A 21,836-nucleotide genomic window follows, 5' to 3' on the forward strand; every position below is an offset into this window, starting at 1 on the left:
GCCGATTCGACAAATGTAGGGCAGATCGGGAAAAGCTCTCGTCATTTGCCGGTCGTGACCCAGCTCACGCATTCCTAGTGTTGGCGTCGTACCAAAACGACGGTCTCGCTGATGAGCGAGAACACTTCCTCGATAGGAGCAACTGATGACATCCACCGTGGGCTTTGTGGGCCTCGGCAACATCGGTGGCCGGGTGGTTGCACACCTGGTCAAGGCGGGTCACGACGTCGCGGTGTACGACCTGAATACGGCGGCTGTCGACGCGGCGGTCGCGCTCGGTGCCCGCTCGGTCGCCTCACCCGGTGAGGCGGCGCAGAAGGCGGAGGCACTCTTCCTGAGCCTGCCTACCCCGGCGATCGTCGAGGGCGTCGTCGCGGACGTCCTGCAGCAGGGCATTCAGGGCCTGGTCATCGTCGACCACAGCACCATCGACCCGGACACCACCCGCCGGTTGGCGCAGGATGCCCAGGTCGCCGGGGCGAGCTTCCTCGACGCACCGGTCAGCGGCGGCGTGCAGGGCGCCGAGGCCGGCACCCTCGCGGTGATGCTCGGCGGCGACGAGACCTCGGTGAAGAAGGTCATCCCGCTGATCGAAACCTTCGCGGGCAACATCTTCCACGTCGGCCCTTCGGGCAGCGGCCAGGCGATCAAGCTCGCCAACAACCAGATCACCGCCGCCAACATCGTCGCCCTCGGTGAGGGCCTGAGCAGCGCCGTCGCCGCGGGTGTCGATCTCGATACCGCGGTCGCCGTGCTGATGAAGAGTTCGGCCAACAGCAACGTGCTGAGCAACTACTTCCCCAAGACCCTGTTCACGGAGGAGCGGCCCACCGGCTTCGCCCTGGACTTCATGCACAAGGATCTCGGCCTGTTCCTCAACGCCGCCGGCAAGGCCAAGCTCCCCACCCCGGTCACCAGCCTGGTCCGGGACCTGTTCAGCATCGGCCAGCGCGACGGCCGCGGCGGCAAGGACTTCACCAGCGTCGTCGAGTTCTACGAAGACTTCACCGGCATCCGCCTGCAGACGAAAGGAAACAACCAGTGAGCACCCCCACCCTGACCACCGCGACCAAGGTCAGCCAGCTCATCGGCGGCCAGTGGGTCCCGGCTGATTCGGGCAACTGGCTCGAGGTCGAAAACCCGGCCCGCCGTGAAGTTCTCGCATTGATACCGGACTCCGGGGAGGCTGACGTCAACCGCGCCATCGCCGCCGCGAAGGACGCGTTCGGTCCGTGGAAGGCGCTGCCGGCGCGGGACCGCGGTGCCCTGCTGATCAAGCTCGGCGACACGATCGCCGAAAATCAGGAAGAACTCGCCCGGATCATCGCCTCGGAGACCGGCAACGCCCTGCGGACGCAGGCCCGCGGTGAGGCCGCCAGCGGCGCGGACATCTTCCGCTTCTACGGTCAGATCGCCTCCGAGCAGAAGGGCGAAACCCTCCCGTTCGGGGAGAACCTCGTCAGCTACACCGTGCGCGAGCCGCTCGGTGTGGTCGGCGGCATCGTCCCGTGGAACGCCCCGGTCACCCTGTCCTCGCTCAAGATCGCGATGGCGTTGGCGATGGGCAACACGCTGGTCCTCAAGACCGCAGAACTCGCCCCGCTGGCCGTGCTCAAGCTCGCCGAATGGGCGCACGAGATCCTGCCCGCCGGTGTACTCAACGTGCTGACCGGATCCGGCCAGAAGGTCGGGGTGCCGCTGTCGAAGCACCCCGACGTCGCGAAGCTGACCTTCACCGGCTCCACCGGTGTCGGCAAGGAAATCCTCGCCGCGGCCGCCGACCGGATCGTCCCGGTCACCCTCGAACTCGGCGGCAAGTCGCCGGCGATCGTGTTCCCCGACTCCGACGACGACGCCACCGTCGACGGCGTGATCGCCGGGATGCGGTTCACCCGGCAGGGCCAGTCCTGCACCGCCGGATCGCGGCTGTACCTTCACGAGGACATCTTCGACTCGTTCCTCGCGAAGCTGAAGAACAAGCTGGGCCAGTTCAAGATCGGTGACCCGCTCGACGAGGCAACCGACATCGGTGCCATCGTCAGCGAGAAGCAGTTCGACACCGTCTGCCGCTACATCACCTCGGGCATCGAGCAGGGTGGCACCGTGATCACAGGCGGACCCGAACGCCCCGTCGGCGGTGACGGCTTCTTCGTCGCCCCCACCGTCATCACCGGCGCCGACGCCGACTGGGACATCACCCGCGAGGAGGTCTTCGGACCGGTCCTGGTGGTGATCCCGTGGAAGGACGAGGACGAGGTCCTCGCCGCGGCCAACGACAGCACCTACGGTCTGGCCGGCTACGTGTGGACCAAGGACATCACCAAGGCCATCCGCACCGCCAACGCCCTCGAGGTCGGCTGGGTGCAGATCAACCGCGGCGGCGGCCAGCTGCCCGGCATGTCCTACGGCGGCATCAAGCAGTCCGGCCTCGGCCGTGAGTACTCCGTCGACGGAGCACTCGAAAGCTTCACCCAGGTCAAGAACATCACCATCGCGGTCTGACCCCCGCTTTCTCCCGGCGCCGCCCGCGCGCGGCGCCGGGAGCCCACTCGGGCGTCCTCGGAAGACGCACATTCTGCAGTAGTCGGATCCGAACCCCCAGCTAGAGCAACCGAGCGACGCCCGGCACCCTTCCCAGTGCCACGGCGGTCCTCGCCGACCCTGGACCCAAGGACACACCATGACAGTCGACAGTTCCCACGAACAGTTGAACGAGGACGGCCTCGCGCAAGGCCTGAACAAGCGGCACATCCGGATGATCGCTATCGGCGGCGCCATCGGCGTAGGATTGTTCCTCGGCTCCGGTAAGGGCATCTCCTACGCCGGACCCGCCCTGATCGGTGTCTACGCCGTCACCGGCGTGTTCATCTTCATCATCATGCGCGCCCTCGGCGAGCTGCTGATGTACCGTCCCGTCACCGGCTCCTTCGCCGAATACGCCCGCGAATTCCTCGGTCCCGCATACGGTTTCATCACCGGGTGGGGATACTGGATCACCTGGACCATCATCGGCATGGCCGAACTCACCGCCGCCGGCATCTTCGTCAGATTCTGGTTCCCGTCGATGCCGCAATACCTCACTGCCCTGATCGCACTGATCGCGCTCGTCACCTTGAACCTGGCCAAGGTCGGCTTCTTCGGCGAAGCCGAATTCTGGTTCGCCTCCATCAAAGTCATCACCATCGTCGCCCTCATCGCAGGCGGCATCTTCGCCCTGGTCTTCAACGTCGGCAAGGCCGGACAGGAAGGCGGCATCGCCAATCTCTGGGATCACGGCGGCATCGCCCCCCACGGCCTGCTCGCCGTCCTGCTCGCCTTCCAGATCGTGGTCTTCTCCTACCAGGGTGTCGAACTGATCGGCATGACCGCCGCCGAAACCAAGAACCGCGCCACCGTCCTGCCCAAGGCCATCAACTCCATCCCCTGGCGCATCGGCATCTTCTACGTCGGCACCCTGATCGTGCTGCTCTCGCTGTTCCCGTGGAACCAGTTCAACGCCGACTCGAGCCCATTCGTGAAGGGCTTCACCCAGATCGGGCTGCCCGCCGCCGCCAGCATCATGAACTTCGTCGTCCTGGCCTCTGCGCTCTCGTCGTGTTCGGCGGGCCTGTTCAGCAACGGCCGCCTGCTCAAGAAGCTCGCCGCCGACGGTGTGGCACCGAAGATGTTCGAGAAGACCAACCGCGGCCACGTCCCGGCCGCCGCGATCATCGCCTCGGGCTCGCTGATGCTCGTCGGCGTCGCGATCAATGCCATCGTCCCGGAACAGGCGTTCTCCTACATCTCCTCGGTCGCCACCCTCGGCGCAATCTGGTCCTGGGGTGTCATCGTCGCCTGCCACCTGGTCTACCGGCGCCGCGTCGAACGCGGCGAGGTCCCCGCAAGCACCTTCCGGCTTCCGCTCGCCAAGCCGTTGTGCTGGGCCACCCTCGCCTTCCTGGCCGCGGTCACCGTCCTACTCGCCTTCGACGAGGGCCAGCGCATCGCCCTCTATGCCCTGCCGATCTGGGCCACCGTCCTGCTCGCCGGGTACTACCTCTCGGCCCGGCGCACGGCATCACCGGTGACGCCGAGCCCGGCCACCGAAAACGACCGTCCCGTACTACATCCCTGACGTCGAGTCTGGCCGCACCTGCAACCGGGTGCGGCCTGCTCGCCGTCCACCGACCACCGACCACCGACCAGGAGACAGTCGCATGAGACCCCGTTCAACCATCGCACCCTGGGCATCACCGATCGCTCAGCAGCGGCTGTCGACCCTGGAGACCGCGCATACCGAGACCAGCACCGCCCAGGTCGTCGAATCGGTGCACCGGTCGCTGGCCGAGCACCACGCGCGGATCAACGACGGGATCGTCCTCTACGCCGGCACCAACGTCCTGTCCCCGAACGTGACGGCCGCACACGACACCGCCCTGTCCACCCGCCCGGCACTGGGGTGGCCGGGGGAGAAGGTGCAGACCGCGGTGCAGGAGATCGAGCACCTCGAGGTGCTCGCTACCCGCCAGGTCGCCCAGGCGCTGCGGGGAACCTACGCCGAGGTGCGGTACCTGACCGCCACCATGGCCAACCTCGCCGCCTATATCGCGTTCACCGAACCCGGCGACACCATCGCCGTCCTGTCCCCGGAATCCGGCGGCCACGCCAGCCATCAACAGATTCTCGGCACCGCAGGCATTCGCGGGCTGACCGTCGAACACCTGCCGTACTCGCCGAGCGCCCTCGACATCGACGCCGGGGAAATCGACGAGTTCGTGCGCCGGGTACGACCGCGGCTGATCGTGGTCGGCGGCAGCGTGACCTTGTTCCCGCACCACCTCGGGCCGGTCCGCGAGGCCGCCGACCGGGTCGGTGCCGTCGTGGTCTACGACGCCTCCCACACCGCCGGGTTGATCGCCGCCGGCTACTACCAGGACCCGCTCGCCGAGGGCGCCGATGTGGTGACGTTCTCGACGTACAAGACCTTCGCCGGACCCGCGGGCGGCGCCGCCGTCACCCACGCCGCGGAGCACGCCGAGCGCCTCGCCGACGCCGCATACCCAACGATGCTGTCGAACTACGACCCAGCCCGCCTCGGCCCGCTCGCGGTCGCCGCCGCCGAAGCGGTCGACCAGTCGCCGCCGTGGGCCGCGGCCACCCTCGAGTACGCGGGCGAGCTGGCCGCGAACCTCAACGCCCTCGGGCTGGTCGTCGTCGGCCGCCGCCTCGGCTACACCCGCAGCCACCAGGTCGTCATCGACGCCCAAGGCATCGGCGGGGGACCGGCCGCGGTTCGGCGTCTCGAGGCCTCTGGCATCTACACCGGCGCCTGCCGGCTGCCGTGGCAGAGCCCGGGCACCCCACCCGAGGGCGTGCGCCTGGGCGTGCAGGAGTTCATCCGGTGCGGCGCCGGGTTCGACACCGTCACCGACCTCGCCGCTCTCGTGCACCGGTCCCTCACCACCACCGACGACAGCCCACTGGCCCCGGCGACCCGACACCTGCGCCGACAGGTCACCACCGACCTGTGGGGTCGTCCCGCCGCTTGTCCGTCCACCGACGAATGGAGCACCGTCTGATGGCTCTCAGCGCTTTCGACCTCTTCTCCATCGGGATCGGGCCGTCCAGCTCGCACACCGTGGGCCCGATGCGCGCCGGCACCCTGTTCGTCGACGAGGTCAAACACCTCCTCGACGTCCGGTCGATCACCCGCCTCGAGGTCGACCTCTACGGGTCTCTCGCGGCGACCGGCCGAGGGCACGGCACCCTCGGCGCCGTCCTCCTCGGCCTCGAGGGCAACGCCCCCGAATCGGTCGACCCCACCTACGCCCACACCCGCGTCGAACAAATCGACACCGAACACCGCCTGCAGTTCGGGTCGAGCACCGACCTGGTTTTCGGCACCGCGGACATCGGCATGCACGCGTTGACCATCAAAGACCGCCACACCAACACCATCCGGTTCGCCGTCCACACCGACCCAGCCGCCGCCGAGTGGTCCACCGACCAGCTCGCCGCCGCCACCCCCGCCCACGAGGCGGTGTACTACTCGATCGGCGGCGGCTTCGTCGAACGCGACGGCGACAACGCCGCCGGGGCGGGCGCCCCGATTCCGCTGCCCTTCCGCACCGGCGCCGAGCTACTCGAGATCTGCGAGCGCGAGAACCTGCCGATCAGCGATGTCATGTGGCGCAACGAACTCGCCACCCGCAGCCCCGAACAGATCCGTGCCGGGCTGCTCGAAATCTGGCAGGTGATGGCCGCCTCAATCCACAACGGGTTCACCACCCCCGGCCACCTGCCGGGGTCGCTGCGGGTCAAGCGCCGCGCTGCGGAGTTCTACTCCCGCCTCGTCGAACGCGAGAAGGTCGTCGACCATGCCGACTCCATGGACTGGCTCAACGTCGCCGCGATGGCCGTCAACGAGGAGAACGCCGCCGGCGGGCGGATCGTCACCGCCCCCACCAACGGGGCCGCCGGGACCGTGCCCGCGGTCCTGTTCTGGGCGCTGCGCTACCTCCCCGGCCTCAACACCCGGCAAGCCCGCGACGACGCGGTAGTGAAGTACCTGCTCACCGCCGCCGCGATCGCCGTGCTCTACAAAGAACGCGCCTCGATCTCCGGCGCCGAGGTCGGCTGCCAGGGCGAGGTCGGCTCCGCCTGCTCGATGGCCGCCGGCGCCCTCGCCGAACTGCTCGGCGCCACCCCCGCGCAGGTCGAAAACGCCGCCGAGATCGGCATCGAGCACAACCTCGGCCTGACCTGCGACCCGATCGGCGGGCTGGTGCAGATCCCCTGCATCGAACGCAACGCCATCGCCTCCGTCAAAGCCGTCAACGCGGCGAAAATGGCCCTGCACGGCGACGGCACCCACCGCGTGTCGCTCGACCAGGCGATCGAGACCATGCGGCAGACCGGGATGGACATGCTCTCGAAGTACAAGGAAACCTCCACCGGCGGGCTCGCCGTCAATGTCCCCGAATGCTGACATGACCGCACCCACCCGAACCCGACCCCGGCGGATCGACAGACGCGTCTGCCTGCACCAGATCCGCCCCCGACCCCCCCACGAAGCGGATGATGAGGCTGTGAGCGAGAGCGAGATCCAACCCGCGATCGACGAGATCGCCAACGCACTGGGCACCGGCGCGTCCCTCGACGATCTCACCGGCCGACTCGTCGCCTACAGCGCCCAGCACGGCCATGCCGACGACGCCCGGGTACGGTCCCTGCTCAACCGAGAAGTACCCGAGGACATCCGCGACTGGGAAGCACGCCACGGCACCGGAACCGCCGTCGAACCGATCATCATCCCGGCCAACCCGGACCTGAAGATGGACCCCCGGATCTGCGTTCCGCTGATCCACCGCGGCGTGCGCACCGGACTGCTCTATGTCATCGACCAGCTCGCCCCGGAGAACCCGGACCGGGTCACCACGACGGTCGCCCTCATCGCCGACCAGGTCGAACTCCTCGCCACGGTCCTCTACGAGATGGCCTCCCCGCACCTGGACGAACGACATCAACGCGAACTCGAGTTCTTCGCCGCCTGCCAAGGAAACGCCGATGCCCTCGACACGGTCGCGAACTGGTCGCCGGTGCGGTCGGCGTCCTCGCTGCGGCTGGCGGTCTCGATCTTCTCCGCCGGCGAAGACGTCACCGCCTTCTCCGAGACCCGCGCCGCCCAGCTGCGACTGGCCAGCCAGCAAACCGTCTCACGGTATCCGAGCGTGATCGCCGGATCGGTGCAGGACAGCCACTCGGTGGTGCTGCTGCGACCGGACAACGAGGCCAACGCCGCCCTGCGTCTGCATCAGCGGCTCGCCGCCGCATCCGGCGTCACCCAACCCGGCAATACCTCGCCGGAGCGTCTCTACACCGGTGTGGCAGAAAACATCTCCTCCATCGACCAGCTTCCCGAAGGATACCGGCGGGCGGTGATCGCCGCCCAAACCGCCGCCGTCGAACCGGAATCGGGCACCATCGCCACCTGGGACACCATCGGCCCATACCGGTTGATCGCCACCCGCCTACGCACCGAGGGGACCGTGTCCGACCTACTCGACACCCTCGTTGAAGCAGACCCCAACGGTGACCTCGTGAACACTCTCGAAGTGTTCTACGACCAGGGCGACAACGTCAAAGCCGTCGCCGACACCCTGCACCTGCACCGCACCAGCCTCTACTACCGGATCAACAAGATCCGCGACATCCTCGGCGTCGACCCCCTCAACGGCGCCACTCGCCTCGAGCTGCACCTCGCGCTCAAGGCACGCCGCTGGACGCGACGCCCGCGAATCTGAACCAGGCGCCGAAATCCGACGCAGCACGCCCCGTTCCTCATCTATCGCAGGCCGATTCGTCACATCGGCAAAAGGAGATCTGTCATGACTTTCCCCACCGCGCCCGCCGCCTCTCCGCGCCATCGGGTGGTGGTGGTCGGGTCCGGGTTCGGTGGGTTGTTCGCCACCAAGGCATTGCGTCGCGCGGATGTGGACCTCACCATCGTCGACCGCACCACCCACCACCTGTTCCAGCCACTGCTGTACCAGGTCGCCACCGGCATCCTCTCTGAAGGCGAGATCGCACCCTCGACCCGGATGATTCTCAAGGACCAACCCAACGCCACCGTCCTGCTCGGCGACGTCACCACCGTCGACCTGGCCACCCAGACGGTCACCTCCGTGCAGGACGGGTGCACCACCGTCACCGGATACGACAGTCTCATCGTCTCCGCCGGCGCCCAACAGTCCTACTTCGGCAACGACCCCTTCGCCGAACACGCCCCCGGCATGAAAACCATCGACGACGCCCTCGAACTCCGAGGCCGCATCCTCGGCGCGTTCGAACGCGCCGAGGTGTGCGATGACCCCCATGAACGAGCAAAGCTGCTGACCTTCGTCGTCGTCGGTGCCGGACCCACCGGTGTCGAGATGGCCGGGCAGATCGCCGAACTCGCACACCGAACCCTGGTCGGCACCTACCGCAATTTCGACACCCGCGACGCCCGGATCATCCTCCTCGACGCCGCCCCAACCGTTCTGCCACCGTTCGGACTCAACCTCGGCAACAAGGCCGCCGCCGCACTCGAGGATCTCGGCGTCGAGATCCAACTCGGCACCATGGTCACCGACGTCGACGCCGACGGGCTCACCGTCCGCGACAGCGACGATGAACACCACCGCATCGACGCCGCTTGCAAGGTGTGGTCCGCCGGCGTCGCCGCCAGCCCCCTGGGCGCCCAGCTCGCCGCCCAGTCCGGGGCCGACCTCGACCGCGCGGGACGTGTCACCGTCGAGGACGACCTCACCCTGCCCGGACACCCGAACGTCTTCGTCGTCGGCGACATGATGGCCAAGGACCACCTGCCTGGTGTCGCGCAGGTCGCCATCCAGGGCGGCCGCTACGCCGCGCAGCAGATCAAAACCGAGCTCACCGCAGCCGCCAAGGACCGCACCACATCCGAGCGGGCACCGTTCCGCTACCGCGACAAAGGTTCGATGGCCACCATTGCCCGCTTCAAGGCCGTCACGAAGGTCGGCAACCTGGAACTGACTGGTGTTCTCGCGTGGATCCTCTGGCTGGCTGTCCACGTCGTGTACGTCGTCGGCTTCCGCAGCCGCCTGGCCACGCTGATCTCCTGGACCTGCACCTTCCTCGGCAGCTGGCGTGGCCAACTCACCATCACCGACCAACAGATCACCGCCCGAAACGCCATCGCCCAACTACATCTGATCCACAACGGCCACGACGACGCCGACGACCCGAGCGCAAAGGCAAGCTGACACCCAAGGACCCCCATGCACGACAGCGACGAAATCCTGGCATTCGCCCTCACCTGGCGGCACTGGGGCGGTGGGCCAGCCGAGGACATCATGCTCACATTCGGCCTGCCGCCAGCCGAATACTTCCGGAGACTGCAAACCCGCCTGGACGACGGTGCCGCCGCAACCCTCCCACCGGAAATTGTGCGGCACCTCACCACGATCTGCGACACAAGGCTGACCGAGCTCGATCACAACCCGGAGCCTAGCCTGCGACAGCCAACGACAAAGACCTAAAAACCCTAGACCACATAGACGCTGCGAAAGACACCACAGGATGACACCGCTCACTACACGACTTCCCTTGCCGCTCAGTCACTTCTGGGAATGGCAACTTCACGGGGAGTGTCGCACCCGAAACATCGACCTCTTCTTTCCCCGAGAAGGCGAAGGAAAGGGGGCGCGTCTCCGGCGCGAACGCGTCGCCAAGGAAATCTGCGCCGGCTGCCCGGTCACTACAGAATGCCGGAATCGCGCCATCGCGGTCGGTGAACCCTTCGGGATCTGGGGCGGTACCTCCGAAGCCGATCGACGCAGTCGCCACAATTCCACGGACCAGGAACCACTCAACCGACTCCGCAGATTTCGGACCTCAACCGAACACCCACGACCCGGCCGGTCACACCAGCGCCGATCCCTGCAGAACGTGCGAACACAGCGAGAACGACATCCAGAAGGCCCCTAAGCCTGAATCCACCTGTGTCAGGGTGGGTGAGTTGAAACGGCGAGATGCCCTTGCGCGCTAGAAGAATTGGGCTCCGCACAGAACCAGTTCGATCGACACGAAGGGAATCTCTAGGGTGCACCTATCCCATACCCGCCCGGTGAAGGCCGCGGCGTGCGATGACCGCAACCTCCTCTCGTCGGCGGGGCTGGTTCCGGCGCTCGGGTTGGCACACCGGTGCGGCTTGGAAGCCTTGGCGACGAAGCATGTGTCGATGCCGACCGACAAGGGCGCGCATGCGGGCCAGAAGGTGTTCGCACTGGTGGCCGGAATGGTCGCGGGCGCCGACAGTATCGACGACCCGGCAGTGCTGCGGCACGGAGCCATGCCCACGGTCTTCGACCGCCCGTATGCCCCGTCGACGCTGGGCTCGTTCCTGCGGTCCTTCACCTTCGGGCACGTCCGCCAACTCGACGCCGTAGCCACCCGCTTCATGTGTGGCTTGGCCCCACTGAACATTCTCAGCCTGCACGACTGGCACGCCCGGCGCGGGATTCCCGATCCGTGGACTCGGTACCTCGGAGAAGCGGCGCCCAAGCGCACCCCGCGCCGGCGGCCTCGCATCAATCGAGCCAACAAGGGCCACACAGAATCGTCGTCTACCACCCCTCCCGGCAGATAGCTACCCCGCCCCGGCACCGGAATCCACGGATCCCGGTGACCGACCTCGACCACCCACCGAAAATGAACCACTATCAGGCACCGATTCTCCGGAGATACGGCTCCCACCGCGCCGAACGGGTCGCAGACCGGCCGGAGATCCGTTCGAAACGGACGCAAAAGGGTCGAATTCGCAGATAGTGGGGGCCGAGTCCGATCGCGGGCCCAATGGGTGAACACAACGCGGCCTAATGGGTGAACACCCCGGTCGTGGAGGGGTGTTCACCTATGGCGAGCAACCGTGCCAGCCTGGGTCACCCACGAACTGACCGGCCGGTAATCACGCGAACGAGGCGCCTCCAATCACACCTGAGTCCGCTTCCTGCGTGCACATTCGCGCACAACAGGCGAACCGCGGTAATCGCTGCCGAGCGTTCTGGTGAGCGCAGAGCGTCACGAGTCGCGTCTTCATACGGGCTACTCAATCCGACTGGCAGTGACCCGGATGCGACGGAGCGCGTTGCCAAGTCCGGCCGAGCATCGGAGACGGTGCGGAAACTGAAATTCCGCTTCCCGCACCGTCTCCACCGAAACCGCACCTCAGCGCGTTTTCACGAGGAGTGGCCGATACCGCGCCCGGGGATGACGCTCGAACGGACCCAGGTCCGTCCCCGTGAGCTGCATGCGACCACCGCGGCCAAGCGTGGTCGTGGTCGTGAGACCTTGCGTGGTTGCCTGGTCGGAATCGCCCTGGGTGTGTCGAGCGGTGTCCGCAAAGGCTGACCGGTGCTCCGACACCAGCCAGTACCGGCGGATCTGCTTGCGGACCGCATCGGCCACTGAGCCCGCCATGTCCGTGGTTTGGGATACGTCCGGTGGCTCAGCCACGGAGAGCCGGAATTCCGGGACTGGGACGAACTTGGCCAGTTCCAAACGCCGCACGAGACCAGGAGGTAGCAGTTACCGTTGATCTCAGTACTCTGCGTCGGGGGCGGGTCTGAGTAGTCATTTCAGTGAACGAAAGGCTCGCACCATGCTCAAGTCCACGCTCGTTAAAGCACTCGCTGTCGCCACCCTTGTGGCTACTCCGTTAGCTATCTCGCCAAGCACGGCGTCAGCAGCGCCCACTGTGAACAGCTTTCAGATTCCGCTCGTCTGGAGCACCGGCCTCTTTGTGGGGTGCCCGCCCCTCTACTACTGTGTCAGGACTCCGACGGTAATAACAGGTGAGAGACCCGGCACCGTCACCTTCCCGGTCACCTCACCCAATAGCAACGGCACTTACTGGATGCACTGGAGAAACCTAGCGACTGGGGCCGCTGGAGTACTGAAGGTCCCGTACAACGAGTCCGCAAGTGTATTCACGGGTATAGGACCGGTGACCGCATCGATGACCATCGGGCACGAGATCATCGCCGGGACTGGAGTGTTCTGGGTGCCGTGATCTTAAACGCCCTTAGCCTCAATCCGTGGATCGGTGATCTCGGTGATTTTTGGGTCGATCTATTTGGTGATGCCGATGGGCGACGGTGTTCGGGGCGTGGCTGATCTGCTGACCGGGTTATCAGCTTATCCACGTTCGGTGTTCCTGGGTCGTGGCCGTGTGGCCGGGATGTCGGGGGTCAGGCTACTTGTTGCGGTTCGTAGTCGATGATGTTGTCCCAGAGGATTGTCCAGCCGACTTGTCGCGGCCAGTGAGTTGGAAGGTGGTGATCGGTAACCTGCCGGGTCAGGCCTCGGGGATCTGCGCGCCGTGGTCGGCGAGGTTGATCGACTCCGAGATCCCAAGTCCACAGCGAGTACTCGCTCTACGCGGCGGTGACAGGTGGACGGTGTGCGCGGCACGGATCGTGGCCGCAGAGGCCTCGGAGAGGCCGAAGTGCCTGCAGAGCCCAGGATCAAGCGCGTGCCGTCAGATGCTGAGCGTTCGTCGGTGCGCGATACATCAGCCGAGGACGACGACGTGTTTGCCGGGGACGTGACTCATTTCAAGATCCCGCTGCGCGTCGGCGACGCGCCCGAGTCCGCTGTAGACAGCAACGATAGCGGGGGTGATCCGGCCGTCAGCGATCGCGTCGAGCTGGGTCGCGAAGGCGTTCTCGGGGAGGTCTGAGGCTTCGCCAGCGTAGGTCGTCAGGCGAACGCCGGTGGGGGTCACCGAGAATGGAGAGAACTCCTTGATGCTCCACGCTCCATCGAGGGCACCGGTGAAGCATGCTGTCCCGCCACGGCGAAGCGTGCGCATCGTGTCGGAAAGGACGTCGAGTCCGACCAGCTCGAGGGCTGCGTTGAGACCGTCGGAATACTCCCGCCACACCAGCTTCGCGAGCTCCCCTTCGTCAACAAGGCCGGTGGTCAGGGACCCATAGGCGGTCTGGAACATCTCCGGCAGCGCACCGATCGTCTCCCAGGGCAGATTCGGAAGAGAACGGGATGACGTTCTCCTCGCGCACGAGCACGTACTCGGCGTAGCTGCCGTCGATCGCGCGGCCCATGCCGCCCATCATCGTGACGACCTGCTGTCCGGGGCTGAACCGGCTCTCGGGCGCGGCGGCGTCAATGACGCCTGCACATTCAATCCCGAGGATTCTGGGGAAGGCGAAGTCCGGGCCGGATTCGCCACGCCGGCTGGTTACCTCGGACTCGTTCACCCCGAATGCCTTCACCCCGATAAGCACCCACCCAGGCTCAAGACTAGGCTTGGGTACCTCTGAGATCGTCAGCGCGTCGTACCCGCCGGGGCCAGTGAGCCGTATGGCTTGCATCGTGTCGACCATGCGTTATCCCTCTTCTCTCTGTCCGATGTCGCTGTGCTCTCCCCCGTATTCCACTCTCATGCCGGGTGGGTATGAGACGCCCGGTATGAGCGGGAGAGAGTCATCGACGTTCCGAAGTAGCTGTCCTCCCCAGGCGTTGAACGGCTTCAGATTGTTGCTGAGGACATCGTCCTTGTCATGGATCGGGCCGGGCGATGCTCTCAGACGATTTCTTCAGCTGAGCCGAAGTCCATGTCCATTGGTCGAATGAAAGACCATGTGGAGTGGATGACGCGCCACTGCGAATCTTCCTCCTTCTGGTAGAGCTCGATGCAGTTGTACTTCATGTCAATGAGGTTGGTGTCCGCGTACAGCTGGAAGGTCAGCAACGCTGTGTCGTCGCCGAACTGCACGCGCGGGCTGCGCAGGTCGTACGCATCAGCGTGAAGCATCCCGTCCAGCTCGTCCAGGAACCCATCGATGCTCTCGTGGTCCTCCACCCGCTCCAGGTTTGCGCCGTCGAAGTAGGTGAAGCTCCTGCGCGACCACAGTTCGCGGTACCCGGACACATCGCCGTTGAACCACTTGTCCAGGGCGGACTTCTCCAACCCGATGAGGTGTTCGGCAAGCTGCTTCTGCTCAGGAGTGTAGTTCGTTTCGTAGTCAGGAATGGTGGCCACGATGTTCCTTTCAAGATGGGTTCGATAGTCGAACCTTGTTGGTCGTACGGTCTCGAGATGGATGATGGTCGGGGTCGCCTACTTCGAATGCATCGACCAGGCCCCTGACAGAACGGCGCACGTCAGCCGCCGCAGGCCTTCCCGGGTTCCACGACTGGTAGATCCACCACCCTTCGACGAGAGCGTCGAGGGCCCGGGCCGCAGGCTCGGGGAACTGCGTCGTCAGCGCGGCGATCGCCCGCTCCTCGAACGATCGGACAAGAGCATGAAGCCGGGAGTTCCGCGACGCAAGGGCGTACAGCTCGCGATGCAAGCGCATTTCGCGGTCGGTCGCCCGACGCTCCCCGCAGATCGCGTCGACGAGGACCTCGCAGGCCTCCGCCTGCGAGGAGGCTGCACGGATCGGCTGCCCGTAGCGCGGGTCCATCTGCTCGCCCATCAGCTCGAACGCCGCGACGAGGATGTCGTCGAGGCTGGCGTAGTGGTACGTGACAGATCCCAGAGGGACGCCAGCTCGCTGGGCGATCGTGCGGTGCGTCGTGCCGCGCATCCCGTCCTCGTCCAGCAGATCCAGCGCCGCCTGCGCGATCTTCTCCTTCCGTAGCGGATCGTTCGCGACTCCCTTGCGCATCGCATCACCTCCCCATCCGCGGTCTGACGAAGCATCCCATCAGTACGTACTATAGTACGTACTTGAGCCGAAGGAGGGACCACGATGGATGGAAAGTCGTTGCAGCAGCGTGCGGCCGATCGGACGCACGAACTGCGGGGTGCCGAACTCACTCATCCGTTCGGCCCTGACTGGGATGTGTTCAAGGTCCGCGGCAAAGTCTTCATGCTCCAGACCGACATCACCGGCGAACCGATCGTGATCCTCAAGGCCGCGCCCGCCGACAGCGCGGCGCTGCGACAGGCGCACGGCGACATCACGCCGGGCTACCACATGAACAAGCAACACTGGATCACCCTGCACCCCGGCGGGAAGCTCGACGCACCGCTGATCGATGATCTGGTGACCGAGTCCTACCTGCTGGTGGTCGAGAAGAACCTGCCACGAGCGGACCGGCCCGTCGACCCTCACACGTTCGGGCAGGAGAAGCCATGACCTTGAGCGGGAAAGACATCCAGAAGAAGGCCCAGGACGTCGCCGGCAGGTTGCCCGGCACCAGCAGCGGGTACCCATTCACCGAGCACCTGCGGGTGTGGAAAGTCGCGGGCAAAGTGTTCCTGATCGTGACCGAGGACGACCCGGAGCTGGAGATCATCACCGTCAAGGTCGACCCTCACCACGGGGACGCGCTGCGTCGCGAGCACGATGCGATCAGCCGGGGCCACTACCTTCACAAGGACCACTGGATCTCTGTCAGAGCCGGCGAAGGCATCACCCGCTCGCTCGTCGAGGACCTCGTCCACGGCTCCTACGAACTCACCGAAGAGAAACTCCCGGCCAAGGACCGCCCGGAGTAACACCACCACCGCACCTCGGTCATGACGAAGGAGGCGACAACGTGAGCCAGGACCCGCCGTCACTGTTCGAGCCTGACGATGTCGGTCGTCCGCTCGCCGACCGGTTGCGCCCGCAGACCCTTGCCGACGTGGTCGGACAAGAGCATTTGCTCGGTCCGGACGCACCGATCGGCCGGATGGTCGCCGAGCATCGTCTCGTCTCCATGGTGCTGTGGGGGCCACCCGGCTGCGGGAAGACGACCATCGCACGCCTACTCGCAGAGCGCACCGACCTCGTCTTCGAACCGCTCTCAGCGACCTTCTCCGGCGTCGCCGAGCTCCGCAAAATCTTTCAAGCAGCCGCCAAACGGCGGGAGGTCGGCCAGGGGACCCTGCTGTTCGTCGACGAGATCCACCGCTTCAACCGCGCCCAGCAGGACTCCTTCCTACCGTACGTCGAGGGCGGCACCATCGTGCTGGTCGGCGCGACCACCGAGAACCCCAGCTTCGAGCTCAACGCCGCACTGCTCTCGCGCTGCCAGGTGTTCGTCCTCAAACGCCTCGACGAACCCGCGCTGACCACGCTGACCGAACGGGCCGAGGAGACCACCGGCAGAGCACTGCCGCTTGACGAGCCGGCTCGACAGGCGTTGATCGCGATGGCCGACGGCGATGGCCGCTACCTGCTCAACCTCATCGAGCAGCTCCAGACCGTCGCCGGCACGCTCGACGTCGCCGGCCTGGCCGAACTGGTTCAGCAACGCGCCCCGATCTACGACAAGTCTCAAGAGGGGCACTACAACCTCATCTCCGCCCTACACAAATCGATGCGCGGCTCCGACCCCGACGCGGCGCTGTACTGGTTGGCGCGGATGCTCGACGGCGGCGAAGACCCCCTCTACATCGCCCGCCGCCTCGTCCGATTCGCCAACGAAGACATCGCGATCGCAGATCCCCAGGCCGTGCATCAGGCGCTGGCAGCGTGGGATGTGTATGAGCGGCTCGGCTCCCCGGAAGGAGAGCTCGCGATCGCACAGGCCGTCGTTTACCTCGCAACCGCGTCCAAGTCCATCGCGGTCTACCGCGGGTTCAACGCAGCACGGAAGCTCGCGAAACAGACCGGCTCCCTCATGCCTCCGGCGCACATCCTCAACTCCCCTACCAAGCTGATGAAGGACCTCGGCTACGGAGAAGGCTACGAGTATGACCCCCACAGTCCAGGAGGCTTCTCGGGCGCGGATTATTTCCCCGAGGGAATGGACCGCGAACACATCTACCAACCGTCCGGCAACGGGTACGAGCGGCTCATCGCTGAACGAACAGCCGGATGGGAACGCCTCCGTCAGCAGAAGCACGGCAGCACCGAGAGGTAGCGACGCACACCGTCGCGACGGCGTCCCTCCGCGGAAGTCCAACTGCGGCAGCTCACGGGGCTCCGCATTTCCGACCGCCCACAACACTTCGTACCCCGTTCGGCGGGCCTCCACGATCACGCTGGTCGCGTAGTTGTCCGTGAGCCGAAACTCCCTCCGCGAGGCATTGCGCATGCTGGAAATCAGCGGTGTGATCACCATCCGACGGGGCACCAACGGTGTCAATGGCCAGGTAGAAGTCCCCGCTGGTGGCCAAGTCTGAGTCCCCACCCCGTGCGGTAGTTCAGGGGTGTTTTAGGGGCGCTCCTTTCGGTGTTGGGCGTCTTTCATCCGGTAGGACTCGCCGTCGGTGATGACGACGGTGGCGTGGTGCAGGAGCCGGTCGAGGATGCTGACGGCGGTGGTCTGCTCGGGTAGGAATCGGCCCCATTGCTCGAACGGCCAGTGTGAGGCGATGGCCAGTGAGCGGCGTTCGTAGGCGCCGGCGACGAGCCGGAACAGCAGTTGGGTGCCGGTGTCGTCGAGTGGGGCGAACCCGACTTCGTCGAGGATGATCAGATCGACCCGCAACAGGGAGTCGATGATCTTCCCGACGGTGTTGTCGGCGAGTCCGCGGTAGAGGGACTCGACCAGGTCGGTGGCGGTGAAGTAGCGGACTTTGTGCCCGGCGTGAATCGCGGCGATCCCGAGCCCGATCAGGGTGTGTGACTTTCCCGTGCCGGCTGGTCCGATGATCATCAGATTCGACTGTGCTCGAACCCATTCCAAGCTGGTCAGGTAGTCGAACACCTTCGGCTGAATCGATGACGCCGCGACGTCGAACGACTCCAACGTCTTCGGGACCGGGAACGCGGCGACCTTGAGCCGGTTCACGATGTTCGAGGCGTCCCGTGCGGCGATCTCCGCCTCGACGAGGGTTCGCAGCACCTCTTCCGGGGTCCAGCGCTGTGTCTTCGCGGTCAGGAGGACTTCGGGTGCGGTGCGACGGATCGCGGCGAGTTTGAGCCGGCGCAACCCGGCATCGAGGTCCGCCGCCAGCACCGGAACCGCGGGCGGTGGAGCGGGTGTGACCGGCCCTTCTGCGGTGGTCGCTGTTTCGGTCATGAGCCGGCGCTCCCGTCCGTGCGCGGGCCGATCGCATAGTCGTCGAGCGATCGGGTCGGTGCCGTCGGAAGATCCAGAATCAACGCATCCCCGGCCGGCCTGGGTTGCGGAGTTCCGGCACCGGCAGCGAGGATCGAGCGAACATCGGCCGCTCGGAATCGTCGGAATGCCACCGCCCGGGTCAACGCCGCCACCAACGCCTCGGTGCCGTGCGCGGCGCCCAGTGCCAGCAGCACCTCGAGTTCGGGTCCCAGGCGGGTGTTGCCGATCGCGGCGGCACCGACCAGGAACGCTTCGGCGCTCGCACCGAGAGCGCAGAATTGCTGCTCGACAGTCGTTCTCGGCCTAGGTGCCCGGTTCGGGGCCGGGCGGGGTCCGTCGTAGTGCTCGTCGTGCACCGACGCGGTTCCCGGTGCGGTGAGGTCGTGTTCGGCGACCACCCGTCCGGTCGCCGGTTCGACGATCACCAGGGCATCGTCGGACTGAACCAGCCGCACGGAGGTCCCGATCAGCCGGGTCGGGACCGAGTACCGGGCGGACGCGAACCGCACACACGAGAGCCGGTCCACTTTGCGGGTCACCGGCGGCGGCCCCATCTGCAACCGCAGAGACGGCAATGGGTGCAACAGTTCCCGCTCGTCGCGCAGTCGTTCATCAGGAATCGCGCAGATCTCAGTGTGCATCCGGGCGTTGGCCTCGGCGCACCAGGTGCGGGCGGCGGCGTTCGCGGTATGGACATCGACCGTGGTGCCGGCGACCGCGGCCTCGGTGAACAGCGAGACGGCCAGGTCACGCTGGGCGTAGCCGACGAGGTTCTCCACGATGCCCTTCGACTGCGGGTCGTTGACGTGGCAGAAGTCGGGGGCGAAGCCGTAGTGGCTGGCGAAGCGGACGTAGTCCGGGGTGGGGATCACCACGTTCGCCACGACCCCGCCCTTGATGCAGCCCATCCGGTCCGCCAGCACCTTCTCCGGGACACCACCGATCGCGGCGAGCGCTTCGGCGACCAACGCCAGCGTGGTCGTGGCACGCTCGTCGGTGGCGAAGGCGGCGAACCGCCACCGCGAATACGCCAACACAGCGCAGAACAGGTGCAGGCCGCCGACGGTAGCCCAGTCGATGACCAAGTATTCGCCGGGTGTCCACACCGCGGGGCGGCGTCCGCGATGATGTTCGTTGCGCCACCGCGCTTTCGCATCCGAGACGAGGCGGCGGAAGTTGCGGTCCGACCCGTCGTAGCCGGCGGTCCGTGCGATCGGGAGCAACCGTTTCGCGGAGATGCGGCCCTGGGATTTCTCCACGCGTTGGGTGACGAGTTCGGACACCGCGTCGTAGTTGCGGGCGCGTTCAGCTCGCGGTCGCGGGGTGTCACCGGCCTCGAACTGCTCGACGATTCGTTTGACGGTCTTGTGGGTGGTGCCGCAGAGCTCGGCGGCTCCCCGGTACGACCCGACTTCTCGGTAGGCGGAAATGATGTCCATACGGTCCCTCGCAGACTTCAATGGAACTCCCCGGGTGGTGCGGTGTGTGGTTGGCACCTTCACCGTCACCGCTCGGGCCACAAGTTCCTGATCGACACGACGAACACGGGGTGGGGACTTTTATCTGGCCACCAGTGGGGACCTCGACCTGGCCACCAGTGGGTACTTTCTCAGGATCTGGCGCACTTTTCGTGATTCTGTTGTCGGCCTTAGCTATACGGTGTGGATGACGCGCTTGCGGAGCAGGTCCAGGTTTGCGCGTCCGTACATCTGACGTTTAAGCATTTTGATGCGATTGATGTGTCCTTCAACAGGCCCGGAGCTGTAGGGCAACGTCAGCCCTGCGGTGACGGCGTCGAGGTCTCGGCGCAAACCTGTGACGAAGGACCGAAGTGCCCGATCTCCTTTGGTGTCAACGGCCGTCATCCAGGCGCCGAGGTCGCTCCCGCGCCGCTCGATCATGATCTCGGCGAAGTCGTGGACCAGCTCTCGGGTGGTGGCCAGGGCGGGACTGCGTTCGAGCAGCGCATCGAGCCCAGTGCGTTCGTCGGCGGTGAGCCGATCCGGGTGGCGGGTCAGCCAGCCGGTGGCCTGCCGGACCGACGGCGAAGCGGGTCCTGATGAAAGCGGATTGAGAGCGCTCCGCAACGGCTGCAGGTAACGGCGGACAGTCTTGTCGCTGCCGCGGTAGCCCAACAGGGCGATCTCACGAGTGAGCCGGGCGGCATCGGTGCACCCGGCATTGAAGCGTTCGTGGAGGTGGGGCTTGAACTCGTCGAGCAAGCTGGCGCGGCACTCCGCCTTGGTCAGCAGCTCCTCGACCTCGCTGGCGCGGGCGAATCGCCGTACCGTCCTGCGGTCGAGTGAGAGCTTCCGCCCAATCGCGGAAATCGACATGCCCTGGGAGGCCAGTTGCCGGACAGCGGTATGCCGTTCGCGGGTTCGGGTGACGAGCCGGCCATCGATCGGCTCGCTCGCGGCGTGGACGATCTCATCGATGCCACCCGTGACGACGCCGACTTGATGGGCATCCTCATCGGGCAGACGCAGGTCGGCGCGGTGACGGGTGACGGTCTTCTCCACCGCCTCGGCCAGGTTGTGCCACAGGTGCCAGCGGTCGGCCACCTGGACGGCGTCCGGAGCACCGATCCGGATGCCTTCGGCATAGGCGCCGGCGCGGTCACGGCACACCACCTCGGTGCCGGGATGCTCCTTCAGCCAGTCGGCAACGGTGTCCGAAGTGCGGTCGGCGAGCAGGTCGATCGGCCTGCGGGTGACCATATCCAGCACGAGGGTGCCATACACGTGACCGCGGCGGATCGCGAAGTCGTCGATGCCCAGGACGCTGACCTCGCCGACCTTCGGATCGCTCATGGCCCGGACCGCCCGCAACAGGGTGTCCCTGCCGACAGCAACCCCGAGGCGAGTCGCAAGCCGGGCCCCGGCCCGCCCGGCCACGGCCAATCCGATCGCTGTGACCATCGCGCCGAGGACGGGCGTGCGTCGTGACCGTGATTCGGTCAGACCCGGTACCTGCTCGGCGAAAGTCTTTGCCGTGCAATCAATGGTGTCACAGAAGAATCGACGCACCCGAAGGTCGATCATGACCGGATGCCCACCGATCGCGGTGTCGGCCAGCTGTCGGCGGTACCGAGAATGCACGCGAGCAGACTCACCATCACAGCCCGGACACCGTCCCCGGTCGCCCTTCGGCTCTGCGGCGATACGGATCGTAGAACCGACCCGACGAACCCCCGCGACAACGACACCAATCAGGTGAGGCAGCAACGCCCGCACGCCCTCGAAATCACACGCCGACGATCTTCACCCGCCGCAGGTCAGCACACCGAGGCGACACGCCGAACACCT

At 66.1% G+C, this 21,836-nt stretch carries 21 protein-coding genes and 1 pseudogene; 15 read left to right on the top strand and 7 right to left on the bottom strand.

Going from position 1 to position 21,836, the window contains the following annotated elements; all coding sequences use genetic code 11:
* The first annotated feature begins 145 nt into the window (after nucleotides 1–145).
* From QM806_RS07265 to QM806_RS07315, 11 genes and pseudogenes are all read left to right on the top strand, one after another.
* On the top strand, nucleotides 146–1,045 hold the full coding sequence (locus QM806_RS07265; RefSeq protein WP_169693411.1) for an NAD(P)-dependent oxidoreductase: 900 nt from the start codon (nucleotides 146–148) through the stop codon (nucleotides 1,043–1,045).
* Nucleotides 1,042–2,502, top strand: coding sequence for an aldehyde dehydrogenase family protein (locus QM806_RS07270; protein WP_169693410.1), 1,461 nt, complete (start codon nucleotides 1,042–1,044; stop codon nucleotides 2,500–2,502). The genes QM806_RS07265 and QM806_RS07270 overlap by 4 nt, the downstream gene beginning before the upstream one ends.
* A gap of 178 nt (nucleotides 2,503–2,680) precedes the next feature.
* Nucleotides 2,681–4,114: an amino acid permease gene (locus QM806_RS07275; RefSeq protein WP_169693409.1), complete on the top strand. Its 1,434-nt coding sequence runs from the start codon at nucleotides 2,681–2,683 to the stop codon at nucleotides 4,112–4,114.
* A gap of 82 nt (nucleotides 4,115–4,196) precedes the next feature.
* The gene (gene glyA / locus QM806_RS07280) at nucleotides 4,197–5,558 is read left to right on the top strand and encodes a serine hydroxymethyltransferase (RefSeq protein WP_169693408.1); all 1,362 of its coding nucleotides are present in this window, start codon (nucleotides 4,197–4,199) and stop codon (nucleotides 5,556–5,558) included.
* A complete protein-coding gene (locus QM806_RS07285) occupies nucleotides 5,558–6,967 on the top strand; it encodes an L-serine ammonia-lyase (RefSeq protein ID WP_283290891.1) in 1,410 nt (469 codons plus the stop codon). Before glyA ends, QM806_RS07285 begins: the two co-directional genes overlap by 1 nt.
* Before the next feature lie 100 nt (nucleotides 6,968–7,067).
* The gene (locus tag QM806_RS07290; protein WP_169693406.1) at nucleotides 7,068–8,282 is read left to right on the top strand and encodes a PucR family transcriptional regulator; all 1,215 of its coding nucleotides are present in this window, start codon (nucleotides 7,068–7,070) and stop codon (nucleotides 8,280–8,282) included.
* 84 nt (nucleotides 8,283–8,366) lie between these two features.
* Nucleotides 8,367–9,764, top strand: a complete 1,398-nt coding sequence (locus QM806_RS07295; RefSeq protein WP_283290894.1) for an NAD(P)/FAD-dependent oxidoreductase — start codon at nucleotides 8,367–8,369, stop codon at nucleotides 9,762–9,764.
* Between the two features lie 15 nt (nucleotides 9,765–9,779).
* A complete protein-coding gene (locus tag QM806_RS07300; RefSeq protein WP_169693404.1) occupies nucleotides 9,780–10,040 on the top strand; it encodes a DUF3263 domain-containing protein in 261 nt (86 codons plus the stop codon).
* A gap of 40 nt (nucleotides 10,041–10,080) precedes the next feature.
* A complete protein-coding gene (locus QM806_RS07305) occupies nucleotides 10,081–10,488 on the top strand; it encodes a WhiB family transcriptional regulator (protein ID WP_169693403.1) in 408 nt (135 codons plus the stop codon).
* 115 nt (nucleotides 10,489–10,603) lie between these two features.
* A pseudogene (locus QM806_RS07310) lies at nucleotides 10,604–10,975 on the top strand (IS1380 family transposase); the annotation flags it as partial.
* Between the two features lie 1,185 nt (nucleotides 10,976–12,160).
* Complete coding sequence (locus tag QM806_RS07315) at nucleotides 12,161–12,571, top strand: hypothetical protein (RefSeq protein ID WP_169693402.1); 411 nt, start codon at nucleotides 12,161–12,163, stop codon at nucleotides 12,569–12,571.
* Nucleotides 12,572–13,072: 501 nt separating this feature from the next.
* Here QM806_RS07315 and QM806_RS07320 read toward each other — a convergent pair.
* From QM806_RS07320 to QM806_RS07335, 4 genes are all read right to left on the bottom strand, one after another.
* Nucleotides 13,073–13,510 (bottom strand): zinc-binding dehydrogenase, encoded by a 438-nt coding sequence (locus tag QM806_RS07320; RefSeq protein ID WP_212636118.1) that lies wholly within the window; start codon nucleotides 13,508–13,510, stop codon nucleotides 13,073–13,075.
* Nucleotides 13,467–13,904, bottom strand: coding sequence for an alcohol dehydrogenase catalytic domain-containing protein (locus QM806_RS07325; protein WP_212636117.1), 438 nt, complete (start codon nucleotides 13,902–13,904; stop codon nucleotides 13,467–13,469). The genes QM806_RS07320 and QM806_RS07325 overlap by 44 nt, the downstream gene beginning before the upstream one ends.
* A gap of 200 nt (nucleotides 13,905–14,104) precedes the next feature.
* Complete coding sequence (locus QM806_RS07330; protein ID WP_212636116.1) at nucleotides 14,105–14,563, bottom strand: Cif family virulence factor; 459 nt, start codon at nucleotides 14,561–14,563, stop codon at nucleotides 14,105–14,107.
* A 10-nt stretch (nucleotides 14,564–14,573) separates the two neighbouring features.
* Entirely contained in the window at nucleotides 14,574–15,194 is a 621-nt protein-coding gene (locus QM806_RS07335) for a TetR/AcrR family transcriptional regulator (protein ID WP_169693401.1), read from the bottom strand.
* Between the two features lie 84 nt (nucleotides 15,195–15,278).
* Between QM806_RS07335 and QM806_RS07340 the strand changes: the two genes are divergently transcribed.
* The 4 genes from QM806_RS07340 to QM806_RS41635 all read left to right on the top strand — a co-directional run bounded on the left by QM806_RS07340 (nucleotide 15,279) and on the right by QM806_RS41635 (nucleotide 17,644).
* Nucleotides 15,279–15,668 (top strand): MmcQ/YjbR family DNA-binding protein, encoded by a 390-nt coding sequence (locus QM806_RS07340; RefSeq protein ID WP_169693400.1) that lies wholly within the window; start codon nucleotides 15,279–15,281, stop codon nucleotides 15,666–15,668.
* A complete protein-coding gene (locus QM806_RS07345) occupies nucleotides 15,665–16,030 on the top strand; it encodes an MmcQ/YjbR family DNA-binding protein (RefSeq protein ID WP_169693399.1) in 366 nt (121 codons plus the stop codon). The genes QM806_RS07340 and QM806_RS07345 overlap by 4 nt, the downstream gene beginning before the upstream one ends.
* Before the next feature lie 41 nt (nucleotides 16,031–16,071).
* Nucleotides 16,072–17,382, top strand: a complete 1,311-nt coding sequence (locus QM806_RS07350) for a replication-associated recombination protein A (RefSeq protein ID WP_283290896.1) — start codon at nucleotides 16,072–16,074, stop codon at nucleotides 17,380–17,382.
* Nucleotides 17,383–17,521: 139 nt separating this feature from the next.
* Nucleotides 17,522–17,644, top strand: coding sequence for a hypothetical protein (locus QM806_RS41635; RefSeq protein ID WP_368680918.1), 123 nt, complete (start codon nucleotides 17,522–17,524; stop codon nucleotides 17,642–17,644).
* A gap of 32 nt (nucleotides 17,645–17,676) precedes the next feature.
* Here the strand turns inward: QM806_RS41635 and istB are convergent, their stop codons facing one another.
* From istB to QM806_RS07365, 3 genes are all read right to left on the bottom strand, one after another.
* On the bottom strand, nucleotides 17,677–18,486 hold the full coding sequence (istB, locus tag QM806_RS07355; protein ID WP_283290897.1) for an IS21-like element helper ATPase IstB: 810 nt from the start codon (nucleotides 18,484–18,486) through the stop codon (nucleotides 17,677–17,679).
* Nucleotides 18,483–19,988 carry an IS21 family transposase gene (gene istA / locus QM806_RS07360; protein WP_283290898.1) on the bottom strand — a complete coding sequence of 502 codons (1,506 nt, stop codon included), beginning with the start codon at nucleotides 19,986–19,988 and terminating at the stop codon, nucleotides 18,483–18,485. The genes istB and istA overlap by 4 nt, the downstream gene beginning before the upstream one ends.
* 192 nt (nucleotides 19,989–20,180) lie before the next feature.
* Entirely contained in the window at nucleotides 20,181–21,764 is a 1,584-nt protein-coding gene (locus QM806_RS07365) for an ISL3 family transposase (RefSeq protein WP_283290900.1), read from the bottom strand.
* Nucleotides 21,765–21,836 lie beyond the last annotated feature (72 nt).

It is taken from the genome of Rhodococcus sp. IEGM 1351, from assembly GCF_030056875.1.
GTDB lineage: Bacteria > Actinomycetota > Actinomycetes > Mycobacteriales > Mycobacteriaceae > Rhodococcus_F > Rhodococcus_F opacus.

Excerpts from the sequence above, each read along its gene's own strand:
- QM806_RS07305 (WP_169693403.1), top strand. The coding sequence starts at position 10,081 with ATGACACCGCTCACTACACGACTTCCCTTGCCGCTCAGTCACTTCTGG.
- istB (WP_283290897.1), bottom strand. The coding sequence starts at position 18,486 with ATGACCGAAACAGCGACCACCGCAGAAGGGCCGGTCACACCCGCTCCA.
- QM806_RS07335 (WP_169693401.1), bottom strand. The coding sequence starts at position 15,194 with ATGCGCAAGGGAGTCGCGAACGATCCGCTACGGAAGGAGAAGATCGCG.
- QM806_RS07325 (WP_212636117.1), bottom strand. The coding sequence starts at position 13,904 with ATGGTCGACACGATGCAAGCCATACGGCTCACTGGCCCCGGCGGGTAC.
- QM806_RS07340 (WP_169693400.1), top strand. The coding sequence starts at position 15,279 with ATGGATGGAAAGTCGTTGCAGCAGCGTGCGGCCGATCGGACGCACGAA.
- QM806_RS07345 (WP_169693399.1), top strand. The coding sequence starts at position 15,665 with ATGACCTTGAGCGGGAAAGACATCCAGAAGAAGGCCCAGGACGTCGCC.
- QM806_RS07315 (WP_169693402.1), top strand. The coding sequence starts at position 12,161 with ATGCTCAAGTCCACGCTCGTTAAAGCACTCGCTGTCGCCACCCTTGTG.
- QM806_RS07295 (WP_283290894.1), top strand. The coding sequence starts at position 8,367 with ATGACTTTCCCCACCGCGCCCGCCGCCTCTCCGCGCCATCGGGTGGTG.
- QM806_RS07320 (WP_212636118.1), bottom strand. The coding sequence starts at position 13,510 with ATGTTCCAGACCGCCTATGGGTCCCTGACCACCGGCCTTGTTGACGAA.
- glyA (WP_169693408.1), top strand. The coding sequence starts at position 4,197 with ATGAGACCCCGTTCAACCATCGCACCCTGGGCATCACCGATCGCTCAG.
- QM806_RS07265 (WP_169693411.1), top strand. The coding sequence starts at position 146 with ATGACATCCACCGTGGGCTTTGTGGGCCTCGGCAACATCGGTGGCCGG.
- QM806_RS07285 (WP_283290891.1), top strand. The coding sequence starts at position 5,558 with ATGGCTCTCAGCGCTTTCGACCTCTTCTCCATCGGGATCGGGCCGTCC.
- QM806_RS07300 (WP_169693404.1), top strand. The coding sequence starts at position 9,780 with ATGCACGACAGCGACGAAATCCTGGCATTCGCCCTCACCTGGCGGCAC.
- QM806_RS07275 (WP_169693409.1), top strand. The coding sequence starts at position 2,681 with ATGACAGTCGACAGTTCCCACGAACAGTTGAACGAGGACGGCCTCGCG.